This window comes from Luteolibacter luteus (assembly GCF_012913485.1).
In the GTDB taxonomy this organism is placed as follows: domain Bacteria; phylum Verrucomicrobiota; class Verrucomicrobiia; order Verrucomicrobiales; family Akkermansiaceae; genus Haloferula; species Haloferula lutea.
Genome location: NZ_CP051774.1, coordinates 1,490,385 through 1,504,604 on the forward strand (window position 1 = coordinate 1,490,385; position 14,220 = coordinate 1,504,604).

Annotated in this window: 15 protein-coding genes; 5 read left to right on the forward strand and 10 right to left on the reverse strand. The window is 61.2% G+C overall.

The window, feature by feature from the left end:
* The first annotated feature begins 30 nt into the window (after window positions 1–30).
* On the forward strand, window positions 31–378 hold the full coding sequence (locus tag HHL09_RS06145; RefSeq protein ID WP_169453691.1) for a hypothetical protein: 348 nt from the start codon (window positions 31–33) through the stop codon (window positions 376–378).
* A 52-nt stretch (window positions 379–430) separates the two neighbouring features.
* Window positions 431–1,462: a glycosyltransferase family protein gene (locus HHL09_RS06150; RefSeq protein ID WP_169453692.1), complete on the forward strand. Its 1,032-nt coding sequence runs from the start codon at window positions 431–433 to the stop codon at window positions 1,460–1,462.
* A gap of 3 nt (window positions 1,463–1,465) precedes the next feature.
* Here the strand turns inward: HHL09_RS06150 and HHL09_RS06155 are convergent, their stop codons facing one another.
* Window positions 1,466–3,511, reverse strand: a complete 2,046-nt coding sequence (locus tag HHL09_RS06155) for a carbon starvation CstA family protein (RefSeq protein ID WP_169453693.1) — start codon at window positions 3,509–3,511, stop codon at window positions 1,466–1,468.
* Window positions 3,512–3,696: 185 nt separating this feature from the next.
* On the opposite strand from HHL09_RS06155, the gene HHL09_RS06160 reads away from it, so the two are divergent.
* Together HHL09_RS06160 and HHL09_RS06165 are read left to right on the forward strand one after the other, a co-directional pair.
* Entirely contained in the window at window positions 3,697–4,542 is an 846-nt protein-coding gene (locus HHL09_RS06160; protein ID WP_169453694.1) for a helix-turn-helix transcriptional regulator, read from the forward strand.
* A gap of 13 nt (window positions 4,543–4,555) precedes the next feature.
* Window positions 4,556–5,410 carry a helix-turn-helix transcriptional regulator gene (locus tag HHL09_RS06165; protein ID WP_169453695.1) on the forward strand — a complete coding sequence of 285 codons (855 nt, stop codon included), beginning with the start codon at window positions 4,556–4,558 and terminating at the stop codon, window positions 5,408–5,410.
* Window positions 5,411–5,495: 85 nt separating this feature from the next.
* Here the strand turns inward: HHL09_RS06165 and coaD are convergent, their stop codons facing one another.
* Entirely contained in the window at window positions 5,496–5,987 is a 492-nt protein-coding gene (gene coaD, locus HHL09_RS06170) for a pantetheine-phosphate adenylyltransferase (RefSeq protein WP_169453696.1), read from the reverse strand.
* Window positions 5,988–6,058: 71 nt separating this feature from the next.
* Here coaD and HHL09_RS06175 point away from each other — a divergent pair, with 71 nt between their 5' ends.
* Window positions 6,059–6,916, forward strand: a complete 858-nt coding sequence (locus HHL09_RS06175; RefSeq protein ID WP_169453697.1) for an endonuclease/exonuclease/phosphatase family protein — start codon at window positions 6,059–6,061, stop codon at window positions 6,914–6,916.
* Window positions 6,917–6,920: 4 nt separating this feature from the next.
* Here the strand turns inward: HHL09_RS06175 and HHL09_RS06180 are convergent, their stop codons facing one another.
* From HHL09_RS06180 to HHL09_RS06215, 8 genes are all read right to left on the reverse strand, one after another.
* Entirely contained in the window at window positions 6,921–7,835 is a 915-nt protein-coding gene (locus HHL09_RS06180) for a helix-turn-helix domain-containing protein (RefSeq protein ID WP_169453698.1), read from the reverse strand.
* The gene (locus HHL09_RS06185; RefSeq protein ID WP_169453699.1) at window positions 7,810–10,173 is read right to left on the reverse strand and encodes a heavy metal translocating P-type ATPase; all 2,364 of its coding nucleotides are present in this window, start codon (window positions 10,171–10,173) and stop codon (window positions 7,810–7,812) included. The genes HHL09_RS06180 and HHL09_RS06185 overlap by 26 nt, the downstream gene beginning before the upstream one ends.
* A gap of 544 nt (window positions 10,174–10,717) precedes the next feature.
* Window positions 10,718–11,416, reverse strand: coding sequence for a sulfite exporter TauE/SafE family protein (locus HHL09_RS06190; RefSeq protein ID WP_169453700.1), 699 nt, complete (start codon window positions 11,414–11,416; stop codon window positions 10,718–10,720).
* Window positions 11,417–11,428: 12 nt separating this feature from the next.
* A complete protein-coding gene (locus HHL09_RS06195; RefSeq protein ID WP_169453701.1) occupies window positions 11,429–11,581 on the reverse strand; it encodes a hypothetical protein in 153 nt (50 codons plus the stop codon).
* A gap of 6 nt (window positions 11,582–11,587) precedes the next feature.
* Window positions 11,588–12,991 carry a cytochrome c oxidase accessory protein CcoG gene (ccoG, locus tag HHL09_RS06200; RefSeq protein WP_169453702.1) on the reverse strand — a complete coding sequence of 468 codons (1,404 nt, stop codon included), beginning with the start codon at window positions 12,989–12,991 and terminating at the stop codon, window positions 11,588–11,590.
* Between the two features lie 181 nt (window positions 12,992–13,172).
* A complete protein-coding gene (locus HHL09_RS06205) occupies window positions 13,173–13,376 on the reverse strand; it encodes a hypothetical protein (RefSeq protein WP_169453703.1) in 204 nt (67 codons plus the stop codon).
* A 31-nt stretch (window positions 13,377–13,407) separates the two neighbouring features.
* Window positions 13,408–14,031 carry a cbb3-type cytochrome c oxidase N-terminal domain-containing protein gene (locus HHL09_RS06210; protein ID WP_169453704.1) on the reverse strand — a complete coding sequence of 208 codons (624 nt, stop codon included), beginning with the start codon at window positions 14,029–14,031 and terminating at the stop codon, window positions 13,408–13,410.
* A gap of 18 nt (window positions 14,032–14,049) precedes the next feature.
* Window positions 14,050–14,220 carry a hypothetical protein gene (locus HHL09_RS06215; RefSeq protein WP_169453705.1) on the reverse strand — a complete coding sequence of 57 codons (171 nt, stop codon included), beginning with the start codon at window positions 14,218–14,220 and terminating at the stop codon, window positions 14,050–14,052.

Here is a 14,220-nt window from a genome sequence, read left to right on the forward strand (position 1 = left end):
CCCGGCGCGGCCCATCCAGAATCCAAGATCATGTTCCGTCCTTTCCTCGTTTTCGCAGTCGGGGTCTTGTTCGGTTGGGGAGTCATTGGATTCATCGCTCCGCTCCCAAGAACCGGAGATCGCGCCATCGAGGAGATGAAAAAAGTCCGCCCCGGCATGAGCCTGCAGCAGGTGGAGGCAGCCCTCGGCCGGAAGCCCTCCTACCTGAGCAGGCCCGGGGAAACAGTCGGCACCGAAGCCAGCGCGCAATTCCCGGGAGACTACTGGCAGGAGCACGGCCTGCAAACCTACTTGGTCCAGGGCATAGGGCCCTATCTGCTCTTCGTCGCCTTCGACCGCAGCGAGCGGGTGACCTTCGTTTCCTTCAGCGCCACCTGATTCGCTCACTTCACACTTTTCACATTCCGCTTCGCGCTCAAAATCCGCCCATATGCGCATTGTCCACGCCGCCAACCTCCAGCTCGACAAGGATGGGGCGCATTTGTGGAACCAGGACCAGAAAATCCACCACGGTTTGATCCGGCTGGGGCACTTCGTGTATCCTTTTTCGATCAATGACCGGGCGCGCATGCTCTCTCCGACGAAGAGCAAGACCTTCGGCAAGGGGCGCGCGAACAAGGCTCTCATCGAGACCTGCCGGAATGTCCATCCGGATCTGCTGATCCTGGGACACGCGCAATACATCACCACGGAGACACTACGGGAAATCCGCAGAATCTTGCCGCAGATGCGGATCGGCCTTTGGTATGTGGACCCGCTTTGGGATGCGGAGGATACACAGCATCTCCGGGACCGATTGGAAGTTCTGGATGCATTGTTTTGCTCGACTGGCGGACCTTTGTTGGAGGCTCTCGCGGCCCCGAATTGCCCTACGGCATTCATCCCGAGCGCGGTGGATGCGGGAATCGAATGCCATCGCGCCTTCGAAACCCCGGAGGCGGAGATCCAGCATGACTTGCTCTTCTTCGGCAGGGACAAGGGCGAGCCGGGGCGCCGGGCTTTTCTACAGGATCTGAGGTCCCAGCTTCCCGATCTCCGGGTCGGCTACTACGGCTGCCTGGATCACCCCGGGATCTTCGGATGGGAGAAGGAGCAAATCATCCGTCGCTCCAAGATCGCGCTGAACCTTTCCCGCCGAACCGATGTCGAACTCTACTCGTCCTCCCGCATTGCCGAGCTGATGGGCAATGGGATCCTGACCCTTACTCCCCGTGGTGCAGGACTGGAGGGCCTGTATGCCGAGGATGAGATCATCTATTTTGACGGTGCCGGGGATCTCGCGGAGAAAGTACGATACTTCTCGTCGCACGCCGACGAGCGGATCGCCATCGCCCGGAAGGGCTGGGAGCGCAACCACCGCGACTATAGCGGAACGGAGATCGCGAGATTCATCGTAAACCTGACCCTGCGCGATCCCGCATGGGTGACCGCTCCGTGGAGCAGCCATGTCTTCGAAAAGTAGGCCTCACTCCGCGAGCGCGACGTATTCGCTTTCGTGAAGCACTGCCTTCTTCTCCTTTCGCAGCAGCAGCCACCATTCCCGGCTGCAGCCGATCACGATGGCGGCCACGAAGACGAGGAACATCGCGGTGATGCCCACATCTACCTTCGCATTGAGCAGTGCGGTCTTCGCTTTCTCCAGAGCGGCACCCTCGAGACCTCCGGCAATCGCGGCCTCCAGCTTCCGGATGCTCGGGATGAAGCCGGCGGCTTTCGGCGACCAGATCTTCATGATTCCCGCCGTGAAGGTGACTGCCGTCAGGAACACCATCGGAACAAAAGTACACCATGCATAACGTGCCTTGCCCATCTTGATGAGGATGGTGGTGCCGAGGCAGAACGCGATCACTGCAAGCAGCTGGTTCGCGATGCCAAAGATCGGCCACAGGCTTTTCGCGATGCCCTCGGGATCGATCGCACCTTGGTACATGAAGTACCCCCAGGCGGAGACCAGCAGGAAGGTGGCGGTGACATTGGCCCCCCACGAACCGGTATCGCGCATCTTCGGCACGATCTGTCCTAGCAGATCCTGGAGAATGAAGCGTCCGACCCTCGTCCCCGCATCCAGCGTCGTCAGGATGAAGAGCGCCTCGAACATGATGGCGAAGTGGTACCACAGCGAGATGGCGGTCTGGCCGGGTATCACCTTCGCGAACATGTGAGCCATGCCGACCGCAAAGGTCGGAGCGCCCCCGACTTTCCCGATGATGTGCGGCTCACCGAGGTCGTGGGCCAGTTGCTCCATTTCCGCGCGGGTCACCGCATACTCCGGTCCATAGGAATTGATCTTCGCAATCTGGGCCTCGACGGCCGGGATGTTGGTGGGATCCACCGGCGAATTGATCGCGAAATACTGACCCGGCTGCAGCGCGCAGGCTGCGATGATCGCCATGAGTGCCACCAGCATCTCCACCACCATGGAGCCGTAGCCAACGAGGCGAATGTCCTTTTCCCGTGCCAGCAACTTTGGCGTGGTCCCGGAGGAGATCAGCGCGTGAAAGCCGCTGACGGCCCCACAGGCGATGGTGATGCAGACGAAGGGAAATACCGGAGCCGCCACCACGAAGCCGCTGCCATCGATGAAAGGCGTGACTGCCGGCATGTGCAGCGGAGGGTTCAAAAGAATAATGAAGACCGCGAGGATCGCCACCGTGCCGAGCTTCATGAAGGTGCTCAGATAGTCACGCGGAGCAAGCAACAGCCAGACCGGCAGGACTGCTGCGGCGAAACCGTAGATCATGAGGATCCAAGAGAGCTCCGTCTTCTTGAGCGTGAGGGCCGCCTTCATCTCCGGGGTCAGGTATTGCCCTCCCGCTACCGCGGCGAGCAGGCCAAAAACACCAAAAATCGAGGTAGCGGTAACGCTGGCCTTCCCGCTCTTGATCGCCACTCCCATGACCATCGCCAGGGGAATGGTGCAGGCGATCGTGAAGAGTCCCCAAGGACTGTCGGCCAGCGCGTTTACCACCACCAATCCAAGCACCGCGAGGATGATCGTCATGATCGCGAGCAAGCTTAGCATCGCGATCATCCCCACGACCGGATTGATCTCCTCCTTGAGCATTTGGCCGAGGGACTTGCCGTCCCGGCGCATCGACGCAAAGAGGACCACTGCGTCGTGGACACCTCCTCCCAAGGTCGCACCGACGAGAATCCAAAGGGTGCCGGGCAGATACCCGAATTGAGCGGCCAGCACCGGTCCGACCAAGGGGCCTGGCCCGGCAATCGCGGCGAAATGGTGGCCGAAGACCACCCACTTCGGGGTCGGCACGAAATCCTTCCCGTCGCTACAGGTCACCGCTGCCGGTGCCCTGCGGTCGTCGATGGTGAGTACCTTGGCCACCAGCCAAGCTGAATAAAAGCGGTAGGACACCGCGAAGGTGCAAACCCCGGCCACTACCAGCCACAGGGCGTTCACCGGCTCATTCCGTTGAAAGGCGGCTACTCCGACCGCCAGAGCCCCTAGCAAGGAGACGGCGATCCAAAGCAAGATTTTCAGCAAGGGTTTCATGGCGAAGGGCAGTCCCGGGGCGTTCTTGGGTTTGAAACGCAGTTTTCCGGATCGGGGCGGAAGTTTTCCGAAATCTGTACTGGATGAAAACCCGAAACAGATGGTCCGCCCGCGATCTTTCGGGGACTTGGGGGCCGGGAACTTCGTATTTCACCGGATTTTCACGGGGCCTTGTCCTTCCAATCATGAATCCCGTTCTCCGTGGTCAGGATTCGGCCATGGTAGATTCATACCTCCCCATGAATGGCTCCCCGAACCGGCAATCTTCTCTTTCCGAAGAGGATGTGCGGGCGATCGTACGTCTCTTGGGGAGGGTGATCGCCTCTAGTGGCGACATTGATGCCAAACGGCGGATCCTGATGGAGGGTCTCTGCGATCTGGTCAAAGCCGAGTCATGGGTCTGGTGCATGGCCGAGTATGAACCGGACCGGGCTCCTTCCTTCGTGGGGATGGTTCATGGCGGCTTCGATGACAGCCGCTTCGCGCGTTTTGTGGAGGCGATGAACCACCCTGCGATCGCAGACGTCACGCGGTCTTCCACCTTGGAACTCCAAGCCAAAGGCACGCACCTGACCCGCACGCTGCGCCAGATGGATCCGGACTGCCTGCTGAAAAGCTCTTCCGCGGCTCCCTATTGGGTGAAGGCAAACATCGGAACCCTGATGGTTTCCCACCGCCCGATGGCCGAAGGGGGAATCAGCACCATCGGTGTTTATCGCCAAGTCAGAGCCCCTCATTTCGACGATAGGGAAACCCGGATCGCACACATCCTGCTTTCGGAGGTGCCGTGGCTGCACTTCAGAGCCTTTCCCGATCAAGGCAACCAGGAAATCGCCCGGCTTTATCCCCGTCACCGCACGATCCTGAATCTGCTCTGCGAGGGCTGGAACCGGAAGAAAATCGCCGATCATCTGGAACTCTCCATCAATACGGTCCATGGCTACGTGAAGGCCATTTTCCTACACTTCGGCGTCCATTCGCAGGCCGAGCTCATCTCCCGTTTCACCAAGGGAGATGGAGGTGACCTTTAGAAGGATTTCGGACATGGAGAGTTCACCCGTCAGCGAGGCCGATGTCAGGGAGATCGTGAGGATCCTCGGCGAAGTGGCGGCGATGCGTCCGGATCCCGAGGCCCAGCGAAGCTTCCTGATGAAGGAACTGGCCCGCCTGATCGGCGCGGATGCCTGGGTCTGGGCCGTGGCACCTTTCCTGGAGCCGGACAAGAAGCCGGTCTATGTCTGCCGGCAAACGGGCGGTTTCGACGACGAGCGGATGTCCCGCTATCTCGTCGCGCTCGACCATCCGGATACCGGAGTAATGACCGGACCATTGGCGGAAGCGCTCATCCGCGAGGGAGCCCAAGTCACGCGCCGGGTGGATCAGATCGTGCCACTTGAGCGTTACCTCAATTCTCCTGCCTGGCCTTACTGGCAAGCGGCAGACATCGGGCCGATCATTCTCACCCTTCATCCCTTGCCCGGGAAAGGGATCAGCTGCATCGGGTTCTATCGTTCTGCCAATGCCCCGATGTTCTCCCCGCGAGACTCGCGGATCGCGCACATTTTGCTCTCGGAGGTTCCGATTCTCCATGAAGCGGGGCTTCCCCTCGAAGCGGCTGGTAAAACGCCGGTTCTCCCGCCCCGCTGCCGACTGATCCTCAATCATTTGGTGACGGGATTGTCACGAAAGGGGATCGCCCACCACCTTGGCCTCAGCATTAACACCGTGAATGACTACATCAAATTGATTTTCAAACACTTTGATGCCCATTCCCAAGCCGAACTGGTGTCCCGCTTTCACCGGGGCGACGGGAGGGACACCCCGGATTTGGGGAGTCGCGAAATTTCGTTAAATCCCTATGGTTCTCCAGCCGTGGAAACCGGTCTGGCGGGTCCCTGAAACGCTCTTCTTCTCTTCTGGAGGGGAGTTGCCATGACAAGCCCGCGCTTCGCGGGCCCGCCGACCGCTTTCCCGATTCCCCGCCCTAGCGCGCGGAACGCTTTTCCAGCGCCTCGAACACCGGGACCGGAACGTAACGCCGGACCTGATCTTCCCAACCGGTGGGACCGACGAGGCCCATGACCATGCTGGAAGATACTTCCGCGATATCGCGCGGTGGCATCAGGAAGGTCGTGGTGATGTTCGGGGCCAAGTCCGCATTGATGTGCCGCATGACGCGCTCGTACTCGTAGTCGTTGGGTCCGCGGATGCCCCGGAGGATAAACTTGGCATCCTGCTCGCGCGCGTAGTGGACGAGGTAACGATTGTCGAAGTGGGCGATGGTGAGGCGCTCCGCAGAGGGAATCGAGGCGCGCAGCAGCTCCAAGCGCTCATCCACGGTGAAGGTGTAGCTCTTCGCGGGATTGCTACCGATCGCGACGATCAGGCGGTCGAAAAGTTCGAGTCCCCGCTGGATCATCCACAGGTGACCATTGGTCGGCGGATCGAAGGAGCCGGCGTAAACCGCGGTGCGCATGGGAGGAGGGTGAAATCGTCACAGGGAACTTCCAAGTTCCAAAATGCCCCGCCGGGCGCTACGCGTCCCCTGTGATCCGATTGCTGGTTTCCCTGCTCGCGATGGCGAGCTCCTTCGCGGCCGAGCCGGTGCCGATCCGCATCGTGGCGGCCAACCTGACCTCCGACAACAGGCAGACCTACTCGCCGGACAACGGGAACCACAGCAATCCGGAAGGAGCAGGTGCTCGCATCCTGAAGGCCCTAAAGCCGGATCTGGTGCTCATCCAAGAGTTCAACACCACCATCCCGCCGCGGCAGTGGGTAAACGACGCCTTTGGCAAGGAGTTCCACTTTGCGAAGGAAGAAACCAAGGGAATCCCGAACGGCGTGATCAGCCGCTTTCCGATCGCCGCCTCCGGCATCTGGGATGATCCGGTGTTAGACAACCGCGAGTTCTTCTGGGCGCAGGTTCGGATTCCGGAACAGCGGAACTTGTGGGCGATCAGCGTTCACCTCCATGCGAAGAACGCGACCTCGCGGCTCAAGCAGACGATGGCGCTGATGAAGGCGATCCAAGAGAAGGTTCCGAAGGGTGACCTGATCGTGCTCGGCGGAGACCTCAATACCCGGGGCGTGGCCGAGCCTTGCTTTGCGGAGATGGCGAAAGCATTCATGCTATCAAAGGAGCCACCCCATGACGGGATGGGAAACATCTTCACGAACAAGCCGCGCAACCGGCCCTATGACTGGGTGCTCGCCAGCCCTGCGCTCGATGCCCATGAGGTGCCGGTGAAACTAGCGGACAAGGAGTTCGCGGACGGATTGGTCTTTGATACGCGGGTCTTCGAGCCCCTGGACCAAGTACCCCCGGCACAGGAGGGCGACAGCGGCCTGCAGCAGATGCAACACATGGTGGTGGTCCGGGACTTTCGCTTGCCGATGAAGTGACCGTTCAGCTCTCGGCCTCCTCGAAGCGATCGCGACGCCAGATGGTCGGGGAAGTGCCGACGATGCGGGCGAAGCTACGGTTGAACTGCGACAGGGATTGATAGCCCACTTCGAAAGCAATCTCCGAGACCCGCTTCTCCGGCTTCAGCAACTCCTTCTTCGCGCGCTCGATACGGCAACGGTTCACGTAATCCGTGAGGGTAAGGCCGGTAGCCTCCTTGAAGAGACGGCAGAAGTGGGACTCGCTGAGTCCGGCCTCGTGTGCGACGGCACCCAGAGGAAGCGAATCCTCAAGGTGGTCATGGATGTAGCGGCGGGCCTTGGCGATGGCGGCAGGCTCACGACCTTCCTCAATGATCGCGAGCGATTCAGCGTGGCTGCCGAGTTGTTCGGCAAAGCTCTGCAGCAGCGTGATCATGCTGGAGTAACGCTCCGGCTCGACCGAGCGGGTCTGGAAATACGTGGAGCGCAGACGTTCCCGCGTCTCCGGGTCCATGTTCTTCCGGCCGATGCTGCCGAGGAGGGCATCGAACTGCTGCTCGTCAGGCGTGCGCGAGAAGACCTGACCGGTCTTCAGGAAACCGACCACCACATTGCCCATTTTCACCGGTACCGCGGAAGCGGTGAGGCCTGCGAAACAATGACAAGTTGAAGGGCCGCTTACGGACGCCTCATGGACGAGACGGCGGTTCGTTTCCACACAGGCCATGCAGGCGGTCTTGCAGTGATTGAGTACCTCGCAGAAGGGACTTCGGTTCACGCTCTGATCGTCCAGACACCACTCCTCCGGATCCGCACCGACGAGACGGAGTGGAAGGCCGGTGGCCGTTCGGAAGGCGTCCTGATAGACACGAAACAGATCCGACTGTTTCAGTCGTTCATGCAGGGTGGCTTCAAATTGCTTGCTCGCCTGGCTCATGGCGGGTGGGTGGGACTTGGATTTGAACGTCATTACTACCATACGACTTTTCAATTGGGATTGCAATACGCATGGTTCGGTAGGCAGAAGCTGCCAAAACAATGGAAACCACCGAACTGAGGGGCATGAGAATGGCTGCCAGCAGAGGGCTCATATGGGCGGAGGCCGAAAGCGCGACCACCACAAGGTTGTAAAGAAGCGCGAAAGCGAAGGCGCGCCGGACTCCGGAAGCCCGGGCGTCCGCTGCTGCGAAGGCTTCGCTCAGATAAGAGAGGCCGGCCCCGAGGGCGTAGAAATCAGCCTTTGATTCCAGCAAGCTCCGATCGACCACCGGCGTTCCGGTCACGAAGGCAGCATCGAAAGCCAGAGAGTCATTCGCCCCATCTCCGACGTAGAGCGTGTCCTGCTTGTCCAAGCCGCGGACACGTGCAGCCTTTTCCTCGGGAGAGAGGCCGCCGATTGCTTGCGACGAAGGCAGGCCGAGGGCGTTCGCAAGCTTCGCCACCTTCTCGGGGGCATCCCCGGAAAGGATGTGGATCGAAAGCCCGCGCCTTTCCAGAGCACGAATCACCGCGGACGCGGCAGGACGGAGTGAATCGAGAAATTGGAAACAAGCTACCAGTTCGTTTCCGCGGGTCAGGATGGTGCCATTCTCGCCCTTGCCGAGGAACCAAGCTTCCCCTTCCGACATGCAGTGGACCCCGGTGCCCGGATTCTCCTCGACCGGGGACTCACCGTAGACCTCGAGGAGCTGTTGCCCGCGGCTGCCGAGGGATTCCAACAGGGTGCGGCAGACCGGATGCAGCGAGCCGCGTGTGAGGCGCGCCAGCGCAAGGGAGGCATGGCGATCCAGCCCATCCACGGTCTGTTGATTGACGAGCAAGGGCCGCTCCAAGGTCAGGGTGCCGGTCTTGTCAAAGATCACGTGCTTCACGCGGCGCAGACGTGGCCAGAGGCTGGCGCGCCGGGCAAAGGCCCCTGCCCTGGCAAGGCGCGAGGCAGCCCACTCATCCGCGAGGGGCACCGCCACCCCCAGAGCACAGGGGCAAGACACGACGAATACCGAGATCATGGCCTGCAGGCTGCCCGGCCATTGGCCGGCGGCGGACCATGCAGCAAACACCACGACGCCGATAATGAGGACGGCGATGAGATAAATCTTGAGAAGGCGCTGGAAGACCGGCGAACCACGGTCGCCCGAGGTATCCGCGACAAGTTTCGAGATCAAGGAATCCGCCCAAGTTTCATCCGCCGTGACAGTGACGGATTGGCGACCCAAAAGGATCGCTCCGGCCGGGAGACGCATGCCGGGGAACATGGTGACCGGATCGGCCTCGCCATGGATCCACTCCAGCGAGACATCGGCAACGCCCTCGGCGAGACAAGCAGAGACCGGCAAGGCCTTGCCCGGTTCAAAGAAGAAACTCATCCCGGGCTGGAGCTCGGTGAGAGCGACCGCGCGGCCGCCGGAATTCACGGACTCCGGAAGCGGCGAACGACGCACCAGACGAAGGCGGTTCTTCTCCACTGCGGCCGTCTGGACGTAGCGCCCCAGCAGCATGAGGAAAACGAAGGTCGCGACGAAATCGAAATACATCAGCCGCTCTTCACCCGTGATCCATCCGGCGATCGAACCAAGATAGGCTGCGATGAGACCAAGGGCGATTGGCAGATCAATGTGCAGCGACCCCGCACGGGCAGCGCGCCAGGCGCGGGTAATGAAGTAGGAGCCGCCCGCAAGCATGCCTAGCGAGGCAGAGGCGAAGGCAATCAGGCGGAAGAGCCCGGCGAATTCGAAATCGGCAGGCATGCCGAGATAACCCGGCAGCGAGAAGCCCATCGCATTCAGGGCGAAGGCACCACAGAGTCCCATGCGACCGGCAAGCGCGCGCCGTTCGGTGGCAGCCTTGGTTCCGGCCGGGGCGACGACGTAGCCGAAAGAAGCGAGTTCGCGGGCGAAAGCGGGAAGATCGCAGGTCCCGGCCTGCCATTCCAGATGGAGGCGGCCGCTGCCCGGGTTCGCGGCGGCGCGGATGGCTCCGGGATGACGATCAAAGAGCCGTTCGATCAACCAGACGCAGCCTACGCAGGAAATGCCTTCCACCGCGCAATCGAGGCTGTCCTTTCCAGTCGAAGCGCGTTCCAGCCAGGAGAAATCGTGATCCTCGAAAGGCCGGCTGCGGACGGGAGCAGTGGCGAGGTCCGCCTTCAGATCATAGAAGCGAACAAGACCTTGATCGTGAATGAGGGAGGCCACATACTCGCAGCCCCGGCAACAGTAGCGCTCAGCCTCCTCCCGGGGCGAGAACTCCGTGCCGCAATGCTCGCAGAGGCTCATCGGGGAAAGACTGTGCATATTTTATCATCGCGGCTCCGCATAGATTGCCGCAAGCGGCGCGTTTCCGCTCAGAAGATGCGAAAGTGAAGATCCCGGAGGCCGGATTGGGTGTTTGGGGGAGATGGGAGTCCGGGACCTTTGGAATTCACCGCCTGTTCCGCCTGTTATAACTGGAAAAATAACAGGCGCGGGAGGGGAACATCGAACGTTGAACGCCCAACATTGAAGGCTGAACGGCCGGAGGAGTGAAATGGATCGAGTTGCATGAGGAAGCAGTTCAACGGCGAGTTTCGCATGGGGAGAGAGTGGGCTTCTACTGCCAAGGTCGATCGAAACGGTGACGAACTGCTCGCCCGCAGTCCCGGACACGCTATCTTCCTTCTTTGCTCTCCGTCGGGTGCGCGACAAAGGGGGAATTCTGTTAGAGCGCGCGCGGACGTGAGGGCGGGAATGCCCAAGGAAATTCTCGTGCATCCCCGGCGTGCCGCGCTGAGTGCTTAGCCCGAAGGACCATTCCGCCGCACAGAGGACCGCGCGGACCACTCTAGTGGCAGCAGGCCGGGAGAGGCTTTTCGGCGACGCTTTCCTCGCCGCGGAGCGGGATGGTATCGTGAAGACGCCAGGCGAGGACCAGAGCGGCGGTAAGGGCGAGGCCGCGCTGGACGCGGAGGAAAGTCGCGGGCGACAAGCGACGGCGGAGTCGGTGGAATTGATGCTGTGCGACCCAGAGCAAGGGGACGGTGCCGACACCGAAGGCCAGAGCGACTTCCATGCCACGCGCGGCGGATCCGGAGGCCAAGAGCGCAAGGAAGACGGCGTAAAGCGGACCGCAGGGGAGAAAGGGAGTGAAAAGCCCGGTAAGTCCCGCTCCTGCGACAACGGGCAGGCGCTGGGTCTTGAAACGGACCCGGATCATCAGACGGGTGAGAAAGGCAGGCCGCGGGACCTTCTTCTCAAGGCCGGTGGCGAGCACCAGCAGGACAAGCACGAGCACCCAAGGGAGCAGGACGGCGGGAGAATGGAAAAACCAGCCGAGCGGTTCCTTGCCAATGGCTCCGCAAATCCCGCCGATCGTGGTGTAAGCGGTGAGACGTCCGGCGTGATAGGTCGCCGCTGCCGCCATCCGCTCACCTTCGTTCTTGGCAAAGGTCCCTACCCCGCAGGCCAGCGGTCCGCACATGCCCGCGCAATGCAGGCTGGTGGCGAGTCCCGCAGCAAAGGCTCCGGCGAGGGTGAGATCCATGAATGGAAAGGTTTACTTGGCCGTGGTCTCTACGACCTGAGGCGAATGCTTGATGGCGACGGTGATGAGCGCTCCCCATGCCGCCATCAGCAGGCCAAAGGCGAAGACGACGAAGAGCCAGGGGTGGCGGACGAAAAATCCGGGACGTTCTTCTACGGGGTTCATGGTAGTTTAGGGACTGGTTGCAGAGGGTTCGGGGCCGAGGAAGCGCATGTCATGCTTGAGGACGACACCGCCGGGCTCGGCACGGACTTCGATCGAAAGGTTTTCCGGGCCGCGATAAGCCCCGACAGGAGCCACTACGATGGCCGGGCGCGTGATCTCTCCGAGTGGGGGCACTTCGATGGCGGTGCCTGCCCCGCTGAGGGTGAAGCCTTCCGGCGCGCCGGAGAGTTGAAGGGTGAAGCGGGCAGGCTGGTTCCGCTTGTTGTGGAAACGGACTTGAAAGTGATTCCGCACCGAAGCCGTATCCGTATAGAAGGGCTGGCCACGCATGCGGCTGAAGTCCGCCGTGAAAGGCTTCGCGTTCTTCCAGCCGGCAATGACGAACGCGATCAAGCCGAGCAGGCCGAGGGCCGTGTAGGCAGCCACGCGCGGGCGGAAGATGCGGCGCTTTTTCCCGGTGAGCCCGTTGAGCGAGTCGTAGCGCACAAGCCCCTTCGGCTTGTGGATCTTCGTCATGATGTCATCGCAGGCATCAATGCAGGCGGCACACCCGATGCACTCGAGTTGCAGGCCATTCCGGATATCGATCCCGGTGGGGCAGACATTCACGCAGCGCCGGCAGTCGATGCAATCACCGGCCACCTTGCCGGGAGCACCGCGGGGTTCGCCGCGCTTTTCATCGTAGCCGATGATCACCGTATTGTCGTCCGTCAGCGCACTCTGCAGGCGACCATAGGGACACATGATGATGCAGAACTGCTCGCGGAACCAACCGAAGCAAAACCAAAGGCTCAGGGTGAGAAAGACCACGACCGCGAAGTCAGTGACATGCGAGAGCGGCCCCTCCTGCATGTGCTCATAGAGGCGGGGAATCGAGATGAAATAGGATAGGAAAACGTGGGCGATGAGCGAGGAGCAGAGCAGGTAGAGCGAATGCTTCCCCACCCGCCGCACCAGCTTCCCCGCGGTCCAAGGAGCGCTATCGAGGCGACGCCGGGCTACGGCATCCCCCTCCGTGAAGCGTTCGATGCGGCGGAAGACGTGATCGAGAAAGACAGTGTAGGGACAGGCCCAGCCGCACCAGAGGCGGCCCAGCAGTGAGGTCACAAAGAAGAGAGTGAACCCAAGGCCGGTGATCCCGAAAAACATCACCCAAAGGTCCTGGGGCACGAGAGTGAGACCGAAGACGTGGAAGCGGCGCTGCTCCACATCGAAGAAGAGCGCGGGGTTCCCATTGATCGGAATCCAGGGAAGAGCGGCGTAGATCGCGATGAGGATGGCGCCGAAGATGCGCCGCGCCGTGGTCCAGCGGCCACTGACGTCCGCCGTCTGGAGGAAGTAGTGCGAGCCGTCCCGATTGATGGTCGTGACGGAGTCGAGGTTCGGCCGTTTTGGCACCTGAGCGGACATGCAGTGCCGGGAGATTCGCCGATGCGAGGGAAAATGGCTCCGCATCGGTTGCCGGGGACTGAGCGGATTTGGCTGTCAAACGGCCCGGGGAAAGAAGGCCACAGGTTTTTCCCGAGGGGCCCTCCCCCGGCCGGAGGCCTCCGCCGCTCCGTCACAGGAGGGGCCCGGCGGACGTCCTACCTCAGCTCGGAACAGCTGACGGTTGTTTGTTGCGGGCCGTCAGGCGGCGGAGGCAGTGCTTCCACTCGCGTGGAGAGCATTCCTCGTGGTCGCAGTCGAACTCACACACGGCGATTTCCTCCGGAACGGTCTGGACAAGATTTTCCTTAAGCCTTTCGAGCAAGGGAACACGGTAGTCCCGGACGAGGGTGGGTTCGGTTTCCATGGGAGGGAGAAGAGAAAGGAGAAAGACAAGGCTAGCTGCCGAAGTCTTGGGGGTTCTTCGAAATGAGGAAGGCCGTCACTTCGGCAACCTGCTTCGGGGTGAGGATCTGGCCCCAAGCTTGCATCTTGGCACCGTTGTAGCCGGTAGCCTCGGCAGGGGTGCCTTCATTGATCAGCTTGAAGATCTCCATCGGCTTGGAACCGTATTCCCAATGGCCATCCGTAAGCGGACGGCCGGGAAGCGCGATCTTAGTGCCACCCGCATCCATCATGGCGCTGAGGTCCGCGGCGTGGCAGGCCGAACAGCTGACTGCATAGGTGGCCTCACCGGCAGCAACCACGGCGGGATCCGAAGCCCAGTGCTCGATCAAGGTTTTGTCATCCAGCGAAGCCAAGGTGGCGGCCAGTTCGGCATCCTTCCTTTCCTGCAGGGCTGCGACCTGGGTGATGATCTTCTGCTCGTCCGTGGCGGACCACCCGGCATGATAGTAGAGCACCCAGTAAGTGACGAACCAGACGATCCCGCCGTAGAAGGTAAAGAGCCACCAGTTCGGCAACTTCTGGTCGAACTCCTGGATGCCGTCGTACTCGTGCTCGCGAAGGATCACCTCGCCTTTTTCCTTGGCGTAGTTGCCGCGTTTGATCTCGGGATTCATGGGAAAGGCTGGTCAGGGTCAGCGGTCGTCCTCGGAGTCTTCCAAGGGCATGCGGGACATTCGCTCGCGATCCTTGGGACGGATCAGGAGGGCCCGCACGGTAGTGACCGCGAAGACGGCGAAGAGCACGCCGAAGGCAATCATCGGGACCACGGTGGCCCAATCTTCGAGGATGACCCGCTTGAACAT